General features: G+C 70.3%; 25 protein-coding genes and 3 pseudogenes. 14 read left to right on the top strand and 14 right to left on the bottom strand.

Going from position 1 to position 21963, the window contains the following annotated elements; all coding sequences use genetic code 11:
• Positions 1-2: 2 nt before the first annotated feature.
• From GAK38_RS04610 to GAK38_RS04600, 3 genes are read left to right on the top strand one after another with little or no spacing between them, the layout of a single operon-like run.
• A complete protein-coding gene (locus GAK38_RS04610; RefSeq protein ID WP_325341829.1) occupies positions 3-812 on the top strand; it encodes an ABC transporter permease in 810 nt (269 codons plus the stop codon).
• Between the two features lie 26 nt (positions 813-838).
• Positions 839-1627, top strand: a complete 789-nt coding sequence (locus GAK38_RS04605) for an ABC transporter ATP-binding protein (RefSeq protein ID WP_325341828.1) — start codon at positions 839-841, stop codon at positions 1625-1627.
• A gap of 51 nt (positions 1628-1678) precedes the next feature.
• Complete coding sequence (locus GAK38_RS04600; protein WP_325341826.1) at positions 1679-2287, top strand: 2OG-Fe(II) oxygenase; 609 nt, start codon at positions 1679-1681, stop codon at positions 2285-2287.
• Positions 2288-2297: 10 nt separating this feature from the next.
• On the opposite strand, the gene GAK38_RS04595 is transcribed toward GAK38_RS04600, so the two are convergent.
• From GAK38_RS04595 to GAK38_RS04585, 3 genes are all read right to left on the bottom strand, one after another.
• Positions 2298-3569, bottom strand: coding sequence for an MFS transporter (locus tag GAK38_RS04595; RefSeq protein WP_325341824.1), 1272 nt, complete (start codon positions 3567-3569; stop codon positions 2298-2300).
• A gap of 273 nt (positions 3570-3842) precedes the next feature.
• Positions 3843-5183: an LLM class flavin-dependent oxidoreductase gene (locus GAK38_RS04590; RefSeq protein WP_325341822.1), complete on the bottom strand. Its 1341-nt coding sequence runs from the start codon at positions 5181-5183 to the stop codon at positions 3843-3845.
• A gap of 4 nt (positions 5184-5187) precedes the next feature.
• Entirely contained in the window at positions 5188-5445 is a 258-nt protein-coding gene (locus tag GAK38_RS04585) for a hypothetical protein (RefSeq protein WP_325341820.1), read from the bottom strand.
• 77 nt (positions 5446-5522) lie between these two features.
• On the opposite strand from GAK38_RS04585, the gene GAK38_RS04580 reads away from it, so the two are divergent.
• On the top strand, positions 5523-6515 hold the full coding sequence (locus tag GAK38_RS04580) for a TauD/TfdA dioxygenase family protein (protein WP_325341818.1): 993 nt from the start codon (positions 5523-5525) through the stop codon (positions 6513-6515).
• A 70-nt stretch (positions 6516-6585) separates the two neighbouring features.
• Here GAK38_RS04580 and lgt read toward each other — a convergent pair whose 3' ends face one another.
• A complete protein-coding gene (gene lgt / locus GAK38_RS04575; protein WP_325341816.1) occupies positions 6586-7413 on the bottom strand; it encodes a prolipoprotein diacylglyceryl transferase in 828 nt (275 codons plus the stop codon).
• 94 nt (positions 7414-7507) lie between these two features.
• Here lgt and GAK38_RS04570 point away from each other — a divergent pair, with 94 nt between their 5' ends.
• The 9 genes and pseudogenes from GAK38_RS04570 to bfr all read left to right on the top strand — a co-directional run bounded on the left by GAK38_RS04570 (position 7508) and on the right by bfr (position 13971).
• Complete coding sequence (locus tag GAK38_RS04570; protein WP_325341814.1) at positions 7508-8008, top strand: sigma-70 family RNA polymerase sigma factor; 501 nt, start codon at positions 7508-7510, stop codon at positions 8006-8008.
• Positions 7995-8264 carry a DUF4880 domain-containing protein gene (locus GAK38_RS04565; protein WP_325341812.1) on the top strand — a complete coding sequence of 90 codons (270 nt, stop codon included), beginning with the start codon at positions 7995-7997 and terminating at the stop codon, positions 8262-8264. Before GAK38_RS04570 ends, GAK38_RS04565 begins: the two co-directional genes overlap by 14 nt.
• A gap of 3 nt (positions 8265-8267) precedes the next feature.
• Positions 8268-8798 (top strand): FecR domain-containing protein, encoded by a 531-nt coding sequence (locus tag GAK38_RS04560; protein WP_325341966.1) that lies wholly within the window; start codon positions 8268-8270, stop codon positions 8796-8798.
• Between the two features lie 96 nt (positions 8799-8894).
• Positions 8895-9359 carry an STN domain-containing protein gene (locus GAK38_RS04555; RefSeq protein WP_325341811.1) on the top strand — a complete coding sequence of 155 codons (465 nt, stop codon included), beginning with the start codon at positions 8895-8897 and terminating at the stop codon, positions 9357-9359.
• 87 nt (positions 9360-9446) lie between these two features.
• A pseudogene (locus GAK38_RS04550) lies at positions 9447-10589 on the top strand (TonB-dependent siderophore receptor); the annotation flags it as partial.
• Positions 10590-10641: 52 nt separating this feature from the next.
• On the top strand, positions 10642-11070 hold the full coding sequence (locus GAK38_RS04545) for a TonB-dependent receptor domain-containing protein (RefSeq protein ID WP_325341964.1): 429 nt from the start codon (positions 10642-10644) through the stop codon (positions 11068-11070).
• Between the two features lie 58 nt (positions 11071-11128).
• Positions 11129-11383, top strand: a complete 255-nt coding sequence (locus tag GAK38_RS04540; RefSeq protein ID WP_325341809.1) for a hypothetical protein — start codon at positions 11129-11131, stop codon at positions 11381-11383.
• A 5-nt stretch (positions 11384-11388) separates the two neighbouring features.
• Positions 11389-13362: a TonB-dependent receptor gene (locus GAK38_RS04535; RefSeq protein ID WP_325341807.1), complete on the top strand. Its 1974-nt coding sequence runs from the start codon at positions 11389-11391 to the stop codon at positions 13360-13362.
• A gap of 126 nt (positions 13363-13488) precedes the next feature.
• Entirely contained in the window at positions 13489-13971 is a 483-nt protein-coding gene (gene bfr, locus GAK38_RS04530; RefSeq protein ID WP_325341805.1) for a bacterioferritin, read from the top strand.
• Between the two features lie 17 nt (positions 13972-13988).
• On the opposite strand, the gene GAK38_RS04525 is transcribed toward bfr, so the two are convergent.
• The 8 genes and pseudogenes from GAK38_RS04525 to GAK38_RS04495 form a co-directional block, all read right to left on the bottom strand.
• Complete coding sequence (locus tag GAK38_RS04525; protein ID WP_325341803.1) at positions 13989-14411, bottom strand: PaaI family thioesterase; 423 nt, start codon at positions 14409-14411, stop codon at positions 13989-13991.
• Positions 14412-14440: 29 nt separating this feature from the next.
• Positions 14441-16300, bottom strand: coding sequence for a dihydroxy-acid dehydratase (ilvD, locus tag GAK38_RS04520; RefSeq protein ID WP_325341802.1), 1860 nt, complete (start codon positions 16298-16300; stop codon positions 14441-14443).
• A 137-nt stretch (positions 16301-16437) separates the two neighbouring features.
• Positions 16438-16683: a TIGR04438 family Trp-rich protein gene (locus tag GAK38_RS04515; RefSeq protein ID WP_325341800.1), complete on the bottom strand. Its 246-nt coding sequence runs from the start codon at positions 16681-16683 to the stop codon at positions 16438-16440.
• A gap of 68 nt (positions 16684-16751) precedes the next feature.
• A complete protein-coding gene (locus GAK38_RS04510) occupies positions 16752-17855 on the bottom strand; it encodes a hypothetical protein (RefSeq protein ID WP_325341799.1) in 1104 nt (367 codons plus the stop codon).
• A gap of 11 nt (positions 17856-17866) precedes the next feature.
• Positions 17867-18211 (bottom strand): metal-sulfur cluster assembly factor, encoded by a 345-nt coding sequence (locus GAK38_RS04505; RefSeq protein WP_325341797.1) that lies wholly within the window; start codon positions 18209-18211, stop codon positions 17867-17869.
• 15 nt (positions 18212-18226) lie between these two features.
• Positions 18227-18907: pseudogene (locus tag GAK38_RS04500) on the bottom strand (Rrf2 family transcriptional regulator); the annotation flags it as partial.
• 24 nt (positions 18908-18931) lie between these two features.
• Positions 18932-19219 (bottom strand): annotated as a pseudogene (locus tag GAK38_RS23845) (nitric-oxide reductase large subunit); the annotation flags it as partial.
• A 35-nt stretch (positions 19220-19254) separates the two neighbouring features.
• Positions 19255-19392 (bottom strand): hypothetical protein, encoded by a 138-nt coding sequence (locus GAK38_RS04495; protein ID WP_325341793.1) that lies wholly within the window; start codon positions 19390-19392, stop codon positions 19255-19257.
• A 203-nt stretch (positions 19393-19595) separates the two neighbouring features.
• Here GAK38_RS04495 and GAK38_RS04490 point away from each other — a divergent pair, with 203 nt between their 5' ends.
• Positions 19596-19907: a c-type cytochrome gene (locus tag GAK38_RS04490; protein ID WP_325341791.1), complete on the top strand. Its 312-nt coding sequence runs from the start codon at positions 19596-19598 to the stop codon at positions 19905-19907.
• A 368-nt stretch (positions 19908-20275) separates the two neighbouring features.
• Here the strand turns inward: GAK38_RS04490 and GAK38_RS04485 are convergent, their stop codons facing one another.
• Together GAK38_RS04485 and GAK38_RS04480 are read right to left on the bottom strand one after the other, a co-directional pair.
• Positions 20276-20929 (bottom strand): 4-carboxy-4-hydroxy-2-oxoadipate aldolase/oxaloacetate decarboxylase, encoded by a 654-nt coding sequence (locus tag GAK38_RS04485; RefSeq protein WP_325341789.1) that lies wholly within the window; start codon positions 20927-20929, stop codon positions 20276-20278.
• Positions 20930-20952: 23 nt separating this feature from the next.
• The gene (locus tag GAK38_RS04480) at positions 20953-21936 is read right to left on the bottom strand and encodes a Bug family tripartite tricarboxylate transporter substrate binding protein (protein ID WP_325341787.1); all 984 of its coding nucleotides are present in this window, start codon (positions 21934-21936) and stop codon (positions 20953-20955) included.
• Between the last annotated feature and the right edge of the window lie 27 nt (positions 21937-21963).

The raw sequence follows: 21963 nt of genomic DNA, 5'->3' as shown, positions 1-21963 counted from the left end.
CCATGGCGCAGGTATCCTCCGCACCGCGCAGCACGCCGGCGCTTTCCGCGCGCAGCGTGCTGCGCGGGCTCGCTCTGCCGGCGGCCCTGCTGGGCCTGTGGTGGGCTGCCTACCACTTCGGCTGGACCCGCTCGGAGCTGCTCGTGCCGATCGGCAAGGTCTGGTCCACCGCCGTGCACCTCTCCGACAGCGGCACCCTGTGGCAGTCGCTCGGCGCGAGCTGGAGCCGCTTCCTCGCCGGTTTCGCCGCCGGCTCGCTGGCCGGCGCGTTGGTGGGCACGGCACTGGGGCTGTCGGGGCTGCTGGAGAAGATGATCGGCCCCACGCTGCACACAATCAAGCAGGTGTCGATCCTCGCCTGGATCCCGCTCATCTCGGTCTGGTTCGGCCTGGGCGACACGGCGAAGATCGCATTCCTCTCGCTGGCTGCGTTCTTCCCGGTCATGCTCAACACGTTCGAGGGCATCCGCAGCGTGCCGCGCGAGCTCGTGGAAGTCGCGCGTGTGCTGAAGTTCAGCCGCGCGCAGCTGCTGCGGCAGGTCGTGCTGCCGTCCGCCCTGCCCTCGATCTTCACCGGGATCTACCTCGCGCTGCTCTATGCCTGGCTGGCAACGCTCGGCGCCGAATACCTGCTCACCTCGGGCGCCGGCATCGGCACGCTGCTGGTCGACGGGCGAGAGCACTTCCTCATGGACCAAGTCCTCCTTGGCGTGGCTGTCGTCGGCCTGGTCGGCTTCGCGCTCAACCTTGCGGCAGGCTGGCTCGAACGCCGGGCCCTGCGCTGGCGCGGCACATCCACAGCGAAATACTGAACACCCCACCGAAGGAAATCCCCCGCATGGCCCAGCACGGCAGCCCGGTCGCGATCCGGCACCTCTCCAAGCAGTACGACGTCAAGGGCACGCCCCTGCAGGTGCTGCAGGACATCACGCTCTCGGTGGCCGCGGGCGAATTCGTGAGCATCGTGGGCGCCAGCGGCTGCGGCAAATCGACGCTGCTGCGCCTCGTCGTCGGGCTGGAGGGCGACTACGCGGGCGAGATCCGCGTCGGCGGGCAGCCGGTCGAAGGCACGAGCCTGGACCGTGGCATCGTGTTCCAGGAGCACCGGCTCTTTCCGTGGCAGACCGTCGAGCAGAACATCGCCACCGGCCTGCTGAACGCGCCCGGCACGCCGCAGGACAAGCGCCGCAGCGTGCAGGAGCACATCGCGCTGGTGGGGCTGCAGGGCTTCGAGAAGGCATACCCGCACCAGCTCTCGGGCGGCATGTCGCAGCGCGTGGCCATCGCGCGCGCGCTCGTCAACCGGCCGAAGGTGCTGCTGCTCGACGAGCCGTTCGGCGCCCTCGACGCGCTCACGCGCAGCCGGCTGCAGCGCGAGCTGCAGCGCATCTGCCTGGCCGAGGGCATCACGGCCATCCTCGTGACGCACGATGTGGAGGAAGCCATCTACCTCGGCGACCGCGTCGTGGTGATGCAGCCCCGGCCCGGCCGCATCAGCCGCATCGTGAAGGTGGAGCTGCCGCGCCCCCGTGCGCGCGGCAGCGCCGACTTCGCCGCGATCAAGGACGACATCCTCGAGGAGTTCGAGCCGTCCGGCGCGCGGCAGGCCCTGCTGGCGGATTCCTGAATGCGCAGCCGCGGCCACCCGTCCACTTTCATGCAGAGCGACGAAGGATCCATGACCGATGCCGCCACCGCCCCGCCGCCGGCCGACGTGGTCTACGACGAGGACTTCATCACCGTCTACCGGGCGCTGGACGCGGCGCTGTGCCGCGACATCGTCGAGCGCTTCGACCGCGATCCGGCCAAGTGGCGCGGCAGGATCATCAGCCACGCGGGCGAGGTGGCCCGGCAGGAGCAGACCAAGCGCTCCTGGGACCTGGAGATCCGCGACGAAGGCGCCTGGCGCGAGGTGTTCCGCAGCATCCACCCGCGGATCACGGACTGCGTGCAGCACTACTTGGCCCGCAGCCCGGTGCTGCAGTCCTTCGCCCTGCAGGGCACCGGCTACAAGATCCAGATGTATTCCCGGCACGAGGGCTACTTCCGCTGGCACGCCGACGCACTGGGCCGCAACCATGGCAACCGGGTGGTGGCGCTGATCCTGTACCTCAACGATGTGCTGCGGGGCGGCGAGACCGAGTTCTTCCACCAGGGCGTCAAGGTCTGCCCGCGGGCCGGCCACCTGCTGCTGTTCCCGGCCGGCTGGAACTACATGCACTGCGGCCATGTGCCCGAATCGGGCGCCAAGTACATCGTGCAGACCTTCATCCGGACGCGGGACTGAAAGCGCCCCCTCAGGGCCGGCCCGCGCCGCGCGTCCCGTAGAAGCCCCGCGCCTGCGCGACGGGCAGCGACATCAGGATGCGCCAGTCCGGGATCAGGCCGGTCATGGCCACGGCGAGGCCGAACGCCAGCGCGCCGATGACGTACCACGAAGCCGCGCCCAGCGCGGCGAACGCCACGGCGGCGAGCGCGTTGCCGAGCTGCGCGGCCAGCGCGTTGACCAGCGCGTGGCTGGCCGCGAAACGGCCGAGGTACTCCTTCGGCAGGGCGACCCGCCGCTGCGCCCGGCCGCAGAAGATCCGCAGGCCGATGGCGAAGTTGGCGATGCAGACGGCCACGCAGGCGCCCCACGGCTGCGACCCCGCCACGTAGGCCGCCGTCGCGAACATCGCGGCCACGCAGGCAGTGCCGGCCGCCTGCGCGGTGCGCCAACTGCCCCAGCGGTCGGTGATGCGCCCGGCCACGAGGTTGGCGCCGACCAAGCCCAGCCCGCAGCCGGCCTGCAGCCAGCCGAGCCAGACGTTGCCCCAGCCGAGCGCCTTGACGGCCAGGGCGAGGTTCATCGAGAAGGCCGGCACGATGGCGAACAGCTCAATGCCCGCCTGCACGGTCAGCCAGCGCTCGGTGCGCAGCCGCCAGCGCAGCGCGAGGCCCGCGCCGGCCTCGCGCAGCCAGCCCGCGAGCGCCGCGGGCCGCGCTGCGCCCGCCCCCGCCCGGGTTTTCAGCAGCGACCGCAGCAGGGCGACGTGCACGAGCCAGAGCATGCACCAGACGGCCACCACCGCGAAGTAGCCGTCGGACGGGCGCGCCGCGATCATCCATGCGCCGGCCAGCGTCGGCCCGAACAGCCGCCCCGAGACGGAGACGGCGCTCTCGAAGCCGAGGTAGCGCGCGAGGCTGGCTTCGGGCACCAGCGCCTGGATGACGGTCGCACGCGCGGGCATCATGAGCGCGCCCAGCGCACCCGACAGGGCGTAGTGGACGGCCCAGCCCGCGACGGGCGCCCGCGCGGCCGCGACGAGGACGCAGCCGAACAGCAGGTTGCCGAGGAACAGGCCCTCGCCCACGATCAACACCCGGGCGCTGCCGTAGCGGTCGGTCGCCGGGCCGAGCAGCGGCACCAGCACCAAGGTGACGAGGCCGGACATCACGAGCAGCGACGCATAGGTCGCCGCGGCGAGCCGGTCGAGCAGGATGAGCGGCAGGAAGACCGGCAGCGCCGACAGGATCGCGCCGCTCGCGCCATAGGTGGCGAGATAGACCTTTGCAGGAAGCAGTTGCATGGGTTGTGCCGGGTTTCGAGGAAATCGACGGAAGGCACCCGCATTCCCTCGCTTGCGGGGGGGCCGAGTTTCTTTCCGCGCACGGGCCCGCGTCAAAGCCGATCGGCGATCTTGTTTAGTCGCATTCCTCGCATCGAAAACCGCCTGGACGACGGAAAATAGACACATCGGAAAGGCAAGATGCCACAGAACCGCGGACACATGCGCCGGCGCAAACGCAAAAAGGGCGCCCGCGTCGCACGCGGGCGCCCTTTGCCGATATTCTGCGTCGATTTACTGCTTCGCGGCGAACCGGTTGGCCGGACGTGCGAGTCCCAGATTATCCCGCAGCGTAGTCCCCTCGTATTCGGTGCGGAACAGGCCGCGCCGCTGCAACTCGGGAACCACGAGTTCGACAAAATCCTCCAGCGATGCTGGAAGCACGGGCGGCATGACGTTGAAACCGTCGGCGGCGCCGTTGTCGAACCACGCCTGGATTTCATCGGCGATCTGCTGCGCCGTACCCACCACGAACCAGTGGCCGCGCGCACCGGCGAGATATTCATACAGCTGGCGAACCGTATAGCCTTCGCGTTTCGCCAGCGCGATGACCACGTGGAAACGGCTGCTGCGCCCGGCCGGCGCCTCGGGATAATAGGGCGGCGGCGCGTCCAGATCCCATGTCGCGATTTCTTCGACCGGCCAGAAATGGGACAGCGTGTTGAGGCCGACCGAGGGATGGATGAGTTTCTGCAGCTCCGCCCATTTCTCGCGGGCCTCGGCCTCGGTGCGGCCGACCACCGGCGAGATGCCCGGCAGGACCAGCAGTTCCTCCGGGCGCCGGCCGTACTTCGCGAGCCGGCCCTTCACGTCGCGGTAGAACGCCTGGGCCTCCCCGAGCGTGTTCCAGGCGGTGAAGATGGCCTCGGCCGTCGCCGCGGCCAGTTCGCGGCCGGGCTCGGACGAGCCGGCCTGCACCAGCACCGGCCAGCCCTGCGGCGGTCGCTCGATGTTCAGCGGCCCGGCCACCTTGAGGTGCTTGCCGGCATGGTTGACCGCATGCAGCTTCCCCGGGTCGAAGTAGACGCCGGAGGCCGCGTCGCGGATGAAGGCGTCGTCCTCGAAGCTGTCCCACAGGCCCTTGACCACGTCGAGGAACTCATGGGCCCGCTCGTAGCGGACCTCCGGCTCGGGATGGCGGTCGAGCCCGAAGTTGCCGTGCACGCTCTCGGCGCCGGTGGTGACGATGTTCCAGCCGGCCCGGCCCTTGCTGATGTGGTCGAGCGAGGCGAACTTGCGCGCGAGCAGGTACGGGTCCTCGTAGGTGGTGGACGCCGTGGCGACGAGGCCGATGTGCTTCGTGGGCACGGCGATGGCGGAGAGCGCGGTCACCGGTTCCAGGTGCGACACCCGGCCCTGGCGGCTGAAAGCCTCGCTGTCGCCCCGCTGCCACAGGCCGGGGCTGTCGGCGAAGAAGATCTGGTCGAAACGGCCGCGCTCGGCCAACTGCGCCAGCGCGATGTAGTGGTCGATATCGACGCCGGCGTCGATCCGCGAGCCGGGATGCCGCCAGGCGGCGACGTGATGCCCAGTCGGGAGAATAAATGCGCCCAGGTGGAGCTTGCGTGTGCTCATGGAATCAGCCTGTTGAAAAATCCTCATTTGAAAGACCGGAAAATATATTACCGGCGAGCCGCAGAGGCGACTGCAAAAACCAGGCCATCGCCACCGCGGAGCCGCCGCTTCGGACCGGACGCGCACCGGTGCTGGAATCCAGCAGCACTGGTGCGGCCGCAACATGCCGGATGCGGCCGCGCGCCCGATTCACGACACCGTTTGATGGAATGCTGCGACGAATACGCCCCGCGCGGGCGGCACGGCTTTTGCTAATTTCCACCGTCTTTCGCCACCATGATCCGCTTGGGGCGAGAGACCCTCCGATTCGATTCATTTTTGTTTTCCAAAGGGGTCACCATGACGCAAGACGTCGCTTCCACGGTTCAGGTCAATCCCATTGCTGGGCATATCGGCGCGGAAATCGAAGGTGTCGATCTCAAGCACGCGCTCGGCGACGAGCAGGTGCGCGACATCCGCAGCGCCCTGCTCCGCTACAAGGTCATCTTCTTCCGCAATCAGGACATCGATCATGCGCAGCAGATCGCCTTCACCGGCCGCTTCGGCGAGGTGACCTATGCCCATCCGCACGAGGACGAGCCGATCCCCGACTTCCCGCAGCTGCTGCCGATCGACCGCAGCCGCTACGAGAAGCGCAACGGCGTCCGCCGCGCGAGCTACGAGAGCCGCTGGCACACCGACGTGACGGCCGCGGTAAACCCGCCGGCCGTCTTGATCCTGCGCGCGGTGAACGTGCCGGCCGTCGGCGGCGACACGACCTGGACCAACCTCGTGGCTGCGTACGAGGGGCTGCCGCAGCCGCTGAAAGACCTGGCCGATTCGCTCAAGGCCGAGCACCGCTTCTTCGCGAGCACCCACTACCCCGCCGACCATCCGTTCGCCAAGCGCGTCAACGCGAACCCGCTGGTATCCATCCATCCGGTCGTGCGGGTGCATCCCGAGACCGGCGAGCGCGCGCTGTTCGTCAACCCCGGCTTCACCGCGCGCATCCTCGACGTGCTGCCGCGCCAAAGCGACCGGCTGCTTGAGCTGTTCTTCGAGGAGATCACGCGACCGGCCTACACGACGCGCTTCCGCTGGAACAACGGCGACATCGCGTTCTGGGACAACCGTGCCACCGCGCACCAGGCGCCGACCGACCTCGACCACCTCGATGTCGAGCGCGTGCTCTACCGCACCACGATCACCGGCGACATTCCCGTGGGCGTGGACGGCTTCCGCTCGCAGATCGTCCAGGGCCACGTCTTCGGCAAGGACGTGCCGGAGGTCTGGAAGCAGCGGCAGGAGCAGAAGCAGGCGTCCGCCCCTCAGGAAGAGCCGGTCGCGGCCTGATACCCCCTGGCCTATACCCATGCAGCGCCCGTCCTTCGGGCGCTTTCATAAGATACCCCTGAAATGCCTGTCAACGCAGCGATGCGGCAGGCGCCCGCTGGCGCGACGCCCACGCCCAGAGCGCGATGCCGGCGGCGATCATCGGCACACACAGCCACTGGCCCATGCTCATGCCCAGCGACAGCAGGCCGAGGAAGTCGTCGGGCTCGCGGAAGAACTCGGCCGTGAAGCGCAGTACGCCGTAGCCCACCAGGAAGGCGCCCGACACCTCGCCGAGCCGGCGCGGCCCGCGCGCATAGAACCACAGCAGCACGAACAGCAGCAACCCTTCGAGCAGGAACTGGTAGACCTGCGACGGGTGGCGCGGCAGCATCGAGCCGCTCTGCGGGAACACCATGCCCCAGGGCAGGTCCGGGCTGCTGAAGCGGCCCCAGAGCTCGCCGTTGATGAAGTTGCCGACGCGGCCCGCGGCCAGGCCCGTGGGCACGCAGGGCGCGACGAAATCGGTCACCTCCAGCCAGGGCTTGCGGCGGCTGTGGGCGAACCAGGTCATCGCCGCGAGCACGCCGAGCAGCCCGCCGTGGAAGGCCATGCCGCCCTGCCACACAGCGAAGATCTCGAGCGGATGGCTCAGGTAGTAGCCGGGCTTGTAGAAGAGGCAATAGCCGAGCCGGCCGCCGACCACCACGCCGACGACGCCGATGAAGAGCAGGTCCTCCACGTCCTTGCGCGTCCAGGCCCGCTCGGCCGGCAGCGACGCATAGGGCTCGTGGCGCAGGCGGCAAAAGCCCAGGAACAGGAACAGGCCGAAGGCCGCGAGGTAGGTGATGCCGTACCAGTGGATGGACAGCGGCCCGAGTTGCAGGGCGCTGGGATCGATTCGGGGGTACATCAGCATGGCGGTCCGTATTGTGCCTACCCTGCGGCCCCTGCCGGAGGGACGCACCCGGCGTCGGCACCTATAATTGATAATCCTTCTCATTGAATCCGCCGTGACCGCCGCTCGCTCCGTCTCCATGCGTGCCTTCTACGAAGAACACCACCGCTGGCTGCAGAGCCTGCTGCGCAAGCGGGTGGGCAACAGCGAAGACGCGGCCGATCTCGCCCAGGACACCTTCGTGCGCCTGCTGCGCGCCCCCGAATCCCTGCACGACATCCGCGAGCCGCAGCGCTACCTGGCCACGGTCGCGCGCGGACTGGCGGCCGACTTCTTCCGGCGCCGCACGCTGGAGCAGGCCTACCTCGACTATCTCTCCATCCAGCCCGAGCAGGCAGCGGTCTCCGCCGAGGAGCAGACCGCCGTCCGGCAGACGCTGGCCGCGCTGGACCGCGCCCTCGGCGGTCTGCCGGACAAGGTGCGCCGGGCCTTCCTGCTGTCGCATTTCGAAGAGCTGAGCTATCCCGAGATCGCGCAGCGGCTCGGCGTGTCGCTGCGTACCGTCAGCAACTACCTGACCCGCGCGATGGAGCAGTGCTGCCTTGAGCTCGCCTGAGCGTCCGCCGCCCGGCGCCGCAGGCGCCGGCGAAGAGGAGCGCCGCGCCCTGCGCGAAGCGGCGGCCTGGCATACGCGGCTGCGCGGCGAGGCCGCCGCGCCCGAGGCGCATGCCGGCTGGCAGCGCTGGCACGCCGCCTCGGCCGCGCACCGGCGCGCCTGGCAGAAGGTGCAGACCGTCGAGGCGCGGCTCGCCCGCCTGCCGGCCGGCCTGCCCGGCCTCGATGCGCCCGGCCGCCCACCGGCGCGCCGCTAGGCCCTGCGCGGCTTCGCCCTCGGCGCCGGCGCGGCCGGCCTGCTCGGCTGGCAGCTGCTGCCCTGGCAGCAGTGGCAGGCCAGCCACCGCACCGCGACCGGCGAACGCCGCAGCGTCGCACTGTCCGATGGCGCGCAGTTCGCGCTGGACACCGCCAGCGCGGTCGACGAGGCCTTCGGCGCCCGCCAGCGCATGCTCCGGCTGCATGCCGGCCGCATCTTCGTGGCCACGCACCCCGACCCGCTGGGCCGGCCGTTCAGCGTGGAGACGCCGCAGGGCCGCGTGCTGGCGCTGGGCACGCGCTTTTCGGTGCAGCTCGCAGCCGATGGCACCACGCGCGTGGCGGTGATGGAGGCGGCCGTGCGGCTCCTGCCGGCCCATGGCGAGCCGCGCGACCCGCGCGTGGCCGGCCTGCGGGTTTCGGGCGCGTTCCCGCTGGACGACACCGACCGTGCCCTGGCCGCGCCGGCGCAAGGCTTCCCGGTGCAGGCGCGCTACCGCACGCGCTTCTGGGTCGACGTCGGGCCCCGCTGAAGCGCCCGCCGGCAGCCCGCAGAGAAAAAAACGATTCCTGTTTGCAGGATCGGCACACCTCGAACGACATACCGCTCGAGACTACCGTTTCCTGCCATGTCCCCCGGAGCCGCCCGACCTTCCGCCTACCGCCCGCCGGCCCGCGCCGCGCGGCCGGCGCCGCCGTGGGCCGTGGCAGCCCTGGTCGCCGTGCTGGCCCTGCCCTGCGCCCTGGCCCAGGGCCAGGCAGCGGCCACGCGGCACTATGCCGTCGCGGCGGGCCCGCTGCCCCAGGCGGTGGCGCAGTATGCCCATGCGGCCGGCGTCGCCCTGTCCTGCGATGCGGCCGCCCTCGCCTCCCTGCGGTCCGGCGGGCTGCAGGGCGAGTGCACGGTGGAGGCCGGCTTCGCCCGGCTGCTCGAAGGTTCCGGCCTGCGCGCCGTCCGCGAGGCCGACGGCGTCTCCGCGCTGCGGCGCGCGGGCCCGGATGGCCCGCCGGCAGCCGGCGACGCCACGCTTCCCACCGTCACCGTGAGCGCCGCCGCGGCAGCGCCGGCCAGCGCCACGACCGAGCATTCATGACCCTTCACCGGCGCCGTCACGGCCTTCCAGGCTGCGCAGACGGTGCGCGGCATCCCGCAGCCGGTCAGCGTGGCCACACGCCAGTGGATGGACGACCGTGCGCTGCCCGACCTGCATGCCGTGCTGCAGCACACGCCGGGCATCACCGTGGACTACATCGACAGCGAGCGTGTGAACTACTACGCGCGCGGCCACCAGATCGACACCCTGCAGGTCGACGGCCTGACGCTCGACCAGAACGCATCGGCGTCGATCTTCATCCAGCCCGACACCGCCATGCTGGATCGCATCGAGATCCTGCGCGGCGCAGGTCATCCGTCGGCCGCAGTGAACCTGGTGCGCAAGCGCCCGGCGCGGGAGGCCGGGGGCTCGGCCGCGCTGACCCTGGGCTCGTGGGACCGCCGCCGCGCCGAGGCCGATCTCTCCCGCCCCCTGAACGACGCCGGCACCGTGCGCGGCCGCGCGGTGGCAGTGGCCGAGGCGAAGGGCTTTTTCCAGACCGGGCGCCGGGAGGAACGCAGGGCGCTCTACGGCGTCGTCGAGGCCGACCTCGGCCCGCGCACCATGCTCACCGCCAGCCTCCAGCACACCGAGCCCGATGCGTCCGGCTCCTGGGGCGGGCTGCCGGCCAACGCCGACGGCAGCCAGCTCGGCCTGCCGCGCAGCACCTACCTGGGCACCTCCTGGAACCGCTGGGACCGCCACAACGACCAGGCCTTCGCCGAGCTCGCCCACCGGCTCGACAACGGCTGGGGCCTGCGGCTCAGCGCCGCGCATGCGCGGCTGCGCTCCGACGGCTTCAGGCAGACCTCGTTCACCAGCGCGAGCGCCACCGATCCCGACCTGGTGGATGTCAGCACCGCGATCTACGACGGCGGCTCCAGCGCCCAGACGGCCGCGGCGCTGGTGGCCGACGGCCCCTTCACGCTGCTGGGTCGCCAGCACATGCTGACCGTCGGCGCGCAGACTTTGCACGTGAAGAACACCGGCACCGCCGGCTACTGGGGCGTGAGCCCGCTGCGCGGCGTGGACCTGCGCAGCTGGAACCCCTACACCAGCTATCCCGAGCCCTTCTACACGCCCGGCAACGCAACGGCCTATGCCGGCACGCCGTCGCAGACCCAGCAGCAGGGCATCTACTCCACCGCCCGCCTGTCGCTGACCGGCCGGCTCACCGCCCTCGTCGGCGCCCGCATGGGCTGGTGGCGCCACGACGAGCCGGCCACGGCGTCCGGCAGCTACGGCATCGCGCGCGCGACCACCCCCTACGCCGGGCTGGTCTATGACATCGGCGGCGACCCGCATCACCGACGTGGGCAAGGCCGTAGACGACACCAGCAGCGCCAGCCCCGGCCCGGCCGACCCCGCCAGCACCGGCTACTGCAAGGTGGCCGGCGGCAAGAGCCGCAGCGAAGGCTGGGAGCTCGAAGCCGCCGGCTCGGCGGCTCACTGCAGGGCCGGACCGTGGGCGGCGGCGCGCGGGTCCAGAGCGGCGCCATGCCCCACGGTCGGCGAGGCCACTTCCCGCCAGGGCGGCTACGCGGTCGTCGACGCCATGGTGGGCTACCGCATCAATCCCCGGTACGCGGTGCAGCTCAACGTCAACAACCTGCTCGACAAGGTGTACTACGTCAAGTTCGCCCCCACCGCCACCTACTTCACCTACGGCGATCCGCGCAACGCGAGCCTCACGCTGCGCGCCAGCTTCTGAGTCGCCTGCACGGTCCCCTTTTCCGCTTTTTTCTCAACCACCAGCAACCATGAAAACCATGAGCAGCCATTCCTCGCATGCCCGTCCCTGCTTCGCACCCACGCCGCTTGCGCGCCTGATCCGCCAGTGCCTCGGCGCCGGGCTCGCCGTCGCCGCGGCCGGCGTGGCGGCGCAAACCGCACCGTCGGGCTCGACGCTCCAGCAGGTCGAGGTGACCGACCAGGCCGAAGCCATCGGCGGCCTGCAGAAGACCTATTCGGGCGGCCAGCTGGCGCGCGGCGGCGACTTGGGCTGCTGGGCCGGGTCGATCTGATGAACGTGCCCTTCAGCACCACCAACTACACCTCGGAGCTGATCGAGAACCAGCAGGCCCAGAGCGTGTCCGACGTGGTGATGAACGACGCATCGGTGCGCCCGCTGACCGCACGCGGCGGCTACGGCGATGAATTCCAGATCCGCGGCTTCACCCTGTCCAACACCGACGTCAGCATCAACGGCCTGTACGGTCTGGCCCCGGCCACCCGCATTCCGCTGGAATTCATCGAACGCATCGAAGTGCTCAAGGGCCCCGGCGCATTGACCAACGGCGTCGGCCCCAGCGGCAGCGTGGGCGGCAGCATCAACGTCGTGACCAAGCGCGCGGGCGACGTCCCGCTCACCCGCCTGACGACCAGCTACATGGGCAAGGCGAACTTCGGCGCCCACCTGGACGTGGGCCGCCGCTTCGGCCAGGACAACGAATGGGGCATCCGCGTCAACGGCCTCGTGCGCGGCGGCGAAGGCACCATCGACGGCGGCAAGCAGAACCTCAACCTCGGCTCCCTCGGTCTGGACTACGCGGGCGGGCGCACCCGTTGGTCGCTCGACGCCGTCGCCACCGACGGCAAGACGGAGAACTACCGCAACCAGACCAGCCTGGCCAACGCGAGTTCGGTGCCTGCCGTGCCCGATCCGCGAACGGCCATCTACCCCGGCGCCAAGCTCAAGGACAGCCTCAAGCTCGTTTCTTCGCGCCTGGAGCAGGACATCGGCGACAGCACCACGCTCTACGGCGGCATCGGCTGGTCGCAGGCGAAGTCTGCGCAGGACTTCCCCAGCGGCAGGCCCAACGCCGCGGGCACGTTCAGCATCACCAATGCCTGGTACGACCAGCTCCTGGAGTCCAAGTCAGCCGACCTCGGCCTGCGCACCCGCTTCGCCACCGGCGCCGTCAAGCACACGGTCGCCCTGGGCCTGAACTACATGTCGCAGGACTCGAGCTACTACTACACCTACAGTTCGGTCTCCACCGCGTCGAGCCTGTATAGCCCCGTGGCCGCCGCCCCGCTGTCCAGCGCACACGGCTCGCCGCTCAAGTCCACCGAGAACAAGCAGCACAGCATCGCCATCACCGACACCCTGGCCTTCCTCGACGACCGCCTGCTGGTCACGGTGGGCGCGCGCAGGCAGACGATGGACTACACGAACTATGCGTTCACCTACGCATCGACCGCAGCCAACGAATATTCCACCGTCAGCTCCAGCCTGTCCGGCAACTACAAGGCCAGCAGCACCACGCCGCTGGGGGGCGTGGTGTTCAAGCCGACGCGCAACACCTCGGTCTATGCCAACTACACAGCCGGCCTCACGCGCGGCAGCAAGGTGTCCGAGACGGCGAGCCCGGCCTACGACAACGCGGGCGAGGTCATCCCGCCCTACAAGTCCAAGCAGATCGAAGCGGGCGTCAAGGCGGACTGGGGCCGCATCACCACGCAGGCCGCCATCTACCAGATCAAGCAGCCCAGCGGCTACTCCACGACCTCGACTACAGACCCCAGCAAGAACCACTACAGCTACGGCGGCGAGCAGCGCAACCGCGGCCTAGAGCTGACGGCCTACGGCGAACTGCAGCGCGGCCTGCGCCTGATGGCCAGCGCGGCGTTCAACGACGCCAAGCTCACCCGCCAGCAAGGCGGCGCCAACGAGGGCAACAAGGCCACGGGCGTGCCGGGCCACAACTACAACCTGGGCCTGGACTGGGATACGCCGTGGGTGCCGGGCCTGAGCCTCAACGGCCGCGTCATCAGCTCGTCGGCCGTCTACATCGACGCCGCCAACACGCTGCGCACGCCCGGCTGGACGCGCCTGGACCTCGGCGCGCGCTACGCAACGAAGCTGGTGAACACGCCCGTGGTGCTGCGCGCCAACCTCGAAAACGTGACCGACAAGGCGTACTGGATCACCGGCATCAACGGCTACTCCACCACCGGCCTGCCGCGCACGCTGACGGTGTCGGCGCAGTTCGACTTCTGACGGCTTTCCTCCCCGCGATGCGAACGTTTCTGATGCCGGTACGCATGCAGAACGCCATCGCGGGGAATTGCCGCCGCAAGCCGCAGCCCGGGTGATACTCCTTGCCTTCAGAAGAAGGAAAACACCATGCAGGGAAACCCGCAAGTCGTCGACTATCTCAAGGATCTGCTGCGCGGCGAGCTGGCCGCGCGCGACCAGTATTTCGCCCACTCGCGCATCTACGAAGACCAGGGCTTCACCCGCCTCTACACCCGCCTGGACCACGAGATGCAGGAAGAGACGCAGCATGCCGACGCGCTGCTGCGCCGCATCCTTTTCCTCGGCGGCCGCCCCGACATGCGGCCCAAGGACTTCACGCCCGGCGAGACGGTGCCCGAGATGCTGCGCAAGGACCTGGCCACCGAGTACGAGGTGCGCGACGCGCTGCAGCGCGGCATGCAGCTGTGCGAGAGCGCGGGCGACTACGTGAGCCGCGACATCCTGCTGGCCCAGTTGCGCGATACCGAGGAAGACCACGCCTACTGGCTGGAGAAGCAGATCGGCCTGATCGACAAGATCGGCCTGCACAACTACCTGCAGTCGCAGACCGGCGCCGGCCCGGACGACTGACCGCACGCGCCCCGCGGTCACTGCTCCACGTTGACGATGGTGGACTGCATCAGCGCCACCACCTTGTAGTGCGGCCCCTCTGCGGGGAACGCGCGCAATTCCCCGGTGCACACCGTGAGCTTCCTCCCCGCGTGCTGCACCCGGCCCACCGCGAGGAAGCGGGCACCTACCGCGGGCCGCACGAAGTTGACCTTGAACTCCGCCGCGACCACCTCGCACCGCGGCGGCGCCAGGGTCAGCGCCGCGAAGCCGCAGGCGCTGTCCACGACGCTCGCCACGGCGCCGGCGTGCACGTAGCCATGCTGCTGCGACAGGCCGGCGGAAAACGGCAGCGCGACGTGCACCTCGCCCTCGGCAACGAAGGCCAGCCGCGCCCCGAGCGTGGTCATCAGGCCCTGGGCGGCGAAGCTGCCGGCGATCCGCTGGTGCAGATCGTCCATGGGCCGGCCGGCCTCGGGTTCCATGAGCCTCAATCGTCCAGCAGCGACAGGTCGCGCACGGCGCCCTTGTCGGCCGACATCACCAGCTTGGCATAAGCCTTGAGCGCGGCCGACACCTTGCGCGGGCGCGGTAGCGCAGGCTTCCAGCCCTTGGCGTTCTGCGCCTCGCGGCGGTGGGCCAGCTCTTCATCGCTGACCAGCACGTTAATGGTGCGGTTGGGAATGTCGATGCGGATGCGGTCGCCGTTCCTCACGAGGCCGATCGCGCCGCCGGCCGCCGCCTCGGGCGAGCAGTGGCCGATCGACAGGCCCGAGGTGCCGCCCGAGAAGCGGCCGTCGGTCAGCAGCGCGCAGGCCTTGCCCAGGCCCTTGGACTTGATGTAGCTCGTCGGGTAGAGCATCTCCTGCATGCCGGGGCCGCCCTTGGGGCCTTCGTAGCGCACGATGACGATGTCGCCGGCCTTGACCTTGTCGCCCAGAATGTTTTCGACCGCCTCGTCCTGCGATTCGGTCACATGGGCCGTGCCCTCGAAGACGAGGATGCTCTCGTCCACGCCGGCGGACTTGACCACGCAGCCGTCCAGCGCGATGTTGCCGGTCAGCACGGCCAAGCCGCCTTCCTTGCTGAACGCATGGTCGTAGGAGCGGATGCAGCCTTCGGCGCGGTCGAGGTCCAGGCTCGGCCAGCGGGTATTCTGGCTGAAGGCGACCTGCGTCGGGATGCCGGCGGGGCCGGCCCGGTAGAAGGTTCGCACGGCCTCGTCCTGGGTGCGGACGATGTCCCACTGCGCCAGCGCATCGCCGAGCGTGGGCGCGTGCACGGTCGGCACGTCGGTGTGCAGCCGGCCGGCGCGGTCCAGCTCGCCGAGGATGGCGAAGATGCCGCCGGCGCGGTGCACGTCCTCGATGTGGTACTTGTTGGTGTTGGGCGCGACCTTGCAGAGCTGCGGCACGACGCGCGAGAGGCGGTCGATGTCGGCCATGTCGAACTTGATCTCGGCTTCGCGCGCGATCGCCAGCAGGTGCAGGATGGTGTTAGTCGAGCCGCCCATGGCGATGTCGAGCGTCATCGCGTTCTCGAAGGCCTTGAATCCGACCGAGCGCGGCAGCACGCGCGCGTCGTCCTGCTCGTAGTACTGCCTGGCCAGCTCGACGATGCGGCGCCCGGCGCGCTTGAACAGCTGCTCGCGGTCGGCGTGCGTGGCGACGACGGTGCCGTTGCCCGGCAGCGACAGGCCCAGCGCCTCGGTCAGGCAGTTCATCGAGTTGGCGGTGAACATGCCCGAGCAGGAGCCGCAGGTCGGGCAGGCCGAGCGCTCGACCTCGGCCACGTCGGCGTCGGAGTACCGCTGGTCGGCGGCGATCACCATCGCGTCGACCAGGTCGAGCTTCTTGAACTCGATGGTCTTGGTGACCGGGTTGACCAGTTGGGTCTTGCCGGCCTCCATCGGGCCGCCGGAGACGAAGATCGCCGGGATGTTGAGCCGCATGGCGGCCATCAGCATGCCGGGCGTGATCTTGTCGCAGTTGGAGATGCAGACCATGGCGTCGGCACAATGCGCGTTGACCATGTACTCGACCGAGTCGGCGATGATGTCGCGGCTCGGCAGCGAATACAGCATGCCGTCGTGGCCCATGGCGATGCCGTCGTCCACCGCGATGGTGTTGAACTCCTTGGCGACGCCGCCGGCAGCTTCGATCTCGCGCGCGACGAGCTGGCCCAGGTCCTTCAGGTGGACGTGGCCCGGCACGAACTGGGTGAACGAGTTGACCACCGCGATGATCGGCTTGGAGAAGTCGTCATCCTTCATGCCGGTGGCGCGCCACAGGGAGCGCGCGCCCGCCATGTTGCGGCCGGCGGTCGAGGTCTTGGAACGGTATGCGGGCATCGTGGTCGAGAGTGAGAGGGTCGCGAAAAACGGGCCGTGGCGATGGTGGCCTCTGGAATGCCCGGGCAGGCGTGCCTCTTGAGCCGCGCGGGGGCAAGCGGCGATTATCTCGCAGCGCGTGTTTCGTGACAGCGGCGTTACTTGCCGCGCCGCTTCGGCGGCTGGCCCATCGCGGCGCGCTGACGGTCGATGCGGTCCTGCTTGCGGCGCTCCATCTTCTCCATCGCGCGGCGGCGCGTGTAGCCGGTGGCATCGGCCCAGGCCCACCAGGCGGCCGCGAGCGCGAACGGCACCAGCGTCCACCACCACGGCCAGGCGGCGACCGGGCCGATCTCGAAGGTCTTGAGCAGCAGCAGCACGATGCCGAGGCCGAGCAGGTACATGGCGACAACTCCTTTCGCGGCGGCGCGGAAAAAAGGAAGAACGACGGCGCGATTCTGCCGGGGCGGCGTCAGCGGCGCCCCCAGGCAAGCGCGGAGCCGGCAATCGTGGCGGCGAACAGCGCGATGGCGAGCGCATTGCCGGCCGCCCCGGCGGCCAGGGCGCGCGCATCGGCATGCACCGCCAGCAGGCGCACGGCCAGCGAGCCGTGCAGCAGCACCAGCGGCAGGTAGTACGGCCAGCCGAACAGCACCTTGACCCGCGCGACGGCCGGCAGGATGACCGGCGCATGGCCGAGCATCATGCCGAAGACGAAGCCCAGCGCCAGCGCATGCAGGGCCGCGTCCCGCCAAGGCAGCCCGAGCGCCGTCGCCGTCCAGGCGCAGCCGGCGACGCCGAGCCAGACGTAGCCCAGCAGCAGGCAGACCGCCATGTAGCGGCTCAGCCCCTGCGCGCGGACCGTGCGGCGCGCGATGTCGAAGGCCAGCAGCCAGGCAGCCAGGGCTGCGAGCGCCAGGCCGTACAGCACCCCGCCCTCCACGGGCCAGACCGCCGAGAGCCCCGCGCCGAGCAGCAGGGCGCCCAGCACGGCATGCAGCGCCGGCGCGGCGCCGCGCCGGCGGCGCATGAGCCGCGTCATCTCCAGCCGTTCGGCGGCAATGGTCAGGACGAGGAAGGCGAACCACCACGGCACCACCGCGCCCGGCAGCGCGCCGAGCGCATGCAGCAGGCAGCCGGCCGCCCAGGCCAGCGCCCCCACGAGCAGCAGCACGGTGTGCGCGGCGCGCTGGCGCATGACCACGGCCACGTTGACCGCGACGAAGGCCAGCGCCGCGGCGGCGGCCAGCCAGGCTGCGCTCGCCGGCCACCCGCAGAGCGCGGCGGCGCCGGCCACGCCCGAGGCCAGCGGGCCGGCGAACGCCAGCGGGTGCCGGACCGCCACGGCGCGCTCGACGCCGATGACCGTGCCCATGAAGGCGCAGACCATGAGGAAGGCATGCGCCATGGCGGCCGGGCCGAGCCAGTCCCCCGCGAGCGCTGCCGGCAGGCCGACGCCGGCGCGCGCGAGGCCGCCGGCCAGCCCGGCCGCCAAGGCCACCACGACCAGCGGCGCCAGGGCCAGGCGCAGCGGCGCGGCCGGCCATGCCGTGCGGGACGGTGCGGCGCGGTGCATGCCCCGGCCGCCTACCAGCCCATGAACGCCTTGGCCCGGTCGCTCATGCGGTCGGTGGTCCAGGGCGGCTCCCAGACGAGTTCGACGTCCACGGCCGCGCCGTCCGGCGCCACCCGGTCCAGTTCCGCGCTGACATCCCCGACGATGACATCGGCGACGGGACAGGCGGCCGACGTCATCGCCAGCCGCACATGCAGGCGCTGCGCGGTCACCGCGACGCCGTAGACGAGGCCGACGTCCACGATGTTCAGCGCCACCTCGGGGTCCACCACACGGCGCAGTGCGGCGAGGACCGGCGCGCGCAGTTCCTCGGGGCCTTCATAGGGATACGGCGGCAGGCATGTTGCTTCGCTCATGGCGCGTGCCCTTCTCTACGCGACGGCCCGCGCCGCATTCGCGGCCGGCCGGTGGAAATGGAGGATGGCCGCCAGCTCCTGCGGGTTGCAGGCGACGACGGCGAGCGTGTAGCGGTCCAGCACACCGTAGAACGCGTCCACCGCCTCGGCGAGCACGCCCTTGAGGCGGCAGCAGCGGCCGATGACGCAGTCGCCCTGCCCGTCGGCGAAGCACTCGGCCGGCAGGGCCCGGCCCTCGGTGTCCCGCACGACCTGGCCAATGCTGATCCCGTCGGCCGGCCGGGCCAGCCGCAGCCCGCCGCCCTTGCCACGGATCGTCTCGACCCAGCAGAAGGCCGGCTTGAGGAAGCGGTCGGCATGCAGCTGCCGGTCGAACAGGCCGCGCAGGCAGAACAGCATGAGGCCGATGCCGAGCATGCCGTAGACCCCGAACAGCGCCGCATGGCCGTGGGCGGCGGTCATGTTGAGGCCCTGTACGTAGTAGAGCGAGGCCGGCGGGTTGATCGCAAAGCCCAGCAGGCCGGCGCCCACGGTGTTCCAGAAGCCCACCGCGGCGAAGGACAGAATCACCCACCGGTAGGCGCCGAGCCAGGCGACATCCTTCGAGCGGCGCCAGGTCTGCAGCGCCTCCAGCCCGATCAGCGTCAGCGGCACCACTTCGAGGGCCGAGAACACGGCGCCGACGGCAATCACCGGCTGCGCTGCGGCGCCGTAGCCCTCCTGCAGCGCCACAGCCTCGCGGTGCAGCCAGTCGGCCGACCAGTCCGGCGCCACGTAGCTGCCGTGGCCCCAGACCGTGCCGAACTGCTGGCCGCCCGCGGCCAACCAGGCCTGCTGGCCGAGCTGGATCTGCTCGCCCGTGTAGAGCACCTCGCCTTCGGTGGTGACGACCTGCCGGGGAATAGGCGGCGCCGACAGGTAGATCTGCCATCCCAGGCAGCCCAGGGCCCCGAACGACAGGCCGAAGATGAGGCCCAGCCAGCGCCAGAGCCTGTTTGCGGATGCCATGATGGTTCCTCCGTCGAATCGGATGGTCGGGCGCCTCAGGCGCGGCGGCCGCAGCCGTGCGGCGCATGCCGGCCCGCGGCCAGGCTGCGCAAGGTGGAGGAGATCAGCGGATGGCGGTCGTCGGGCGCGGTCCGGCGCACGTCGAACGCGCGTCTGGCGGCTGGTGCGGGCACGGGGGCTCCGTGGGTGGACAGATAAAGATGCATTGGGAATGCACCTATTCTCTGCAGGGCCTGCGGCGCCCCTCTGACCTTCGTCAAACCTTGCCGCGACGGAGCGTTCTTCCGGCCACTGCCGGGCCGGGGACACCGACGGGCGCGGGGACCGCGTCACTACAATGTCCCGCAGCCCTTTTCGCGAACGACAGAATCCCACGATGAAACGACTGCCCGCCCTCGTCCTGGCCGCCGGCTGCATCCTCGGCTCCACGCCTGCCCTGGCCGACTTGGCGCTGGCCAAGGCGAAGCAATGCATGGCCTGCCACGCGGTGGACCGCAAGCTGGTCGGCCCGTCGTACAAGGACGTGGCGGCCAGGTACGCCGGCCAGCCGGGCGCGGCCGACAAGCTCGCGGCCAAGATCCTGAAGGGCGGCGCGGGCGTCTGGGGGCCGGTGCCGATGCCGGCGAACTCGCAGGTCAGCGAGGCCGAAGCCAGGCAGCTCGCGGCCTGGGTGCTGACGGTGCGGTGAGCACCCCTCCCCCTGCGATTCCAGCGGCAGGACTTCGGCCTGCGCAGCCTCGATTACCGCATCGCGCCCGCCACCGTCGCCGCGACGCGCGGCGCACCGCGACGGCGCTCGTGGCGGAGCATGCGCCAGACGCGGCGGCTGAGGCTTTCCTGAGCGACCTGCGTCATGCGGCCGAGCGGCAGCGAACGGAAGGTAATGCATATACCCCCGCCATTACCAACGGTTAGCCCTTTATTTTAAAGGGCTCCAATCCTATACTCCCGCTTGTCCGGCAGCGCCGATGGATTCTGCGCTCGCGCCGCAGGACGAGCTGGCCACGACCGCCGCGCCAGCCGCGCAGCCGCGCCGAGGCTGTACCCGCAGAGGGATCAGGCCATTCCGAGCCGGTCCAGCGCAGTCTGGAGGCCCAGCAACTCCACGGTGGACGTACCGCGCAGGATCGCTTCGCGCTGTGCCTGCTCCTTCTGCTCGCGCGCCTGGCTCTTCTCGACGGCCGAAGCCGCCTGTTCCCGCGGCACGATGACCAGACCGTCGCGGTCGCCGACAACGATGTCGCCCGGCCGCACCACGGCACCGCCCAGGCTCAGCGGCATGCCCAGTCGGCCCGGCTGGTTCTTGCCCGTGCCCTTGATCGACAGCCCACGGCAGAACACCGGGAAGCCGCTCGCCACGATGGCCGCCGCGTCACGCACACATCCGTCGATGACCAGCGCCGCAATGCCTTTGTGCTGGGCCTGCAGCGTCAGGATGTCGCCCCAGGGCCCGGCTTCGAGGCAGCCCTTGGCATCGACCACGAGCACGTCACCGGGCCGGGCCTTCTGCACCGCGAGGTGCAGCACGAGGTTGTCGGCCGGCCGCGCATCGACGGTGAAGGCCGGGCCCGCGATGCGGCTGGCCGCGTCGAGCGGCTTGATGCCGCCGTCGAGCGCGCCGAAGGCGCCCTGGGCCTCGTAGACGGTGGCGGCGCCGAAGTCGCGCAGCCGGGCGAGGATGTCGTCGAAGGAGAGGTTCTCTTGGGACATGCGCAGCCTTTGCGGATTGCGGATCAGTCGACCTTGGCGCCGGAGCGCTTGACCACCGAGGTCCAGTACGGCGTCTCCCTGTCGACGAAGCGCTTGAACGCCTCGGTCGAGCCGCTCACATCGGCCGACCCCATCTCGCGCAGCTTGGCCGCGACGGCGGGGGACTTCAGCGTCTTGACCAGGGCGGCATTCAGCCGCTGCACCAGCGCAGGCGGCGTCGGGGAGGGTACGAAGACACCGTACCAGTTCTCGATGACGAAGTTGTCGACACCGGCCTCCTTCATGGTCGGCACGTCGGGCAGGCCGTCGACCCGTTTCGGGGCCGTGGTGGCCAGCACGCGGACGCGGCCGGAGGCCAGGTGCGGCAGCAATGCCGTCGTCGTCTCGAAGGCGATCGGCACCTGGCCGGAGAGCACGTCGGTCAGCGCCGGACCCTGGCCGCGGTAGGGAAGGTGCAGCAGGTCGATCTCGCGGTCGATCTTGAGCAGTTCGCCCGCCAGGTGCTGCGGACTGCCGGAGCCGCCCGAGGCATAGCTGTACTTGCCGGGCGCCTGCCGCGCCAGCGCCACCAGTTCGGCCACGCTCCTGGCCGGCACGCCGGCGTTGACGTACAGCAGCAGCGGCACCGACGCCACCTCGCCCACCGGCGCCAGCGCCTTCACCGGGTCCAGCCGCAGCGGATAGAGGTTGCGGTTGATGACGACGCCGGTGTTGTTGCCCAGCAGGGCCGTGCAGCCGTCGGCCGCCGCGCGGGCGACGAACTCGGTGCCAATGTTGCTGCTCGCACCGCCCTTGTTGTCGACGATGACCGTCGTGCCCAGTTCGGACGACATGCCCGGCGCGACCAGGCGGGCCAGGATGTCGGTGGTGCCGCCCGGCGGATAGGGCGACACCAGGGTCAGCGTCTTGCACGGATAGGCATCGGCCTGGGCCGCCTGGAGCGGCATCGCCAGCAGGGCCGCGGCGGCGGCCAGGCCACCTGCAACGAAGGAATGGATGCGTGTCATGGAAAGTCTCCTGTGGTGTTTTGGATC

It is taken from the genome of Xylophilus sp., from assembly GCA_009914555.1.
Lineage (GTDB): Bacteria > Pseudomonadota > Gammaproteobacteria > Burkholderiales > Burkholderiaceae_C > WNDY01.
Note: the sequence above shows the minus strand (reverse complement) of the source record. Positions and strands in the feature narration are given on the sequence as shown.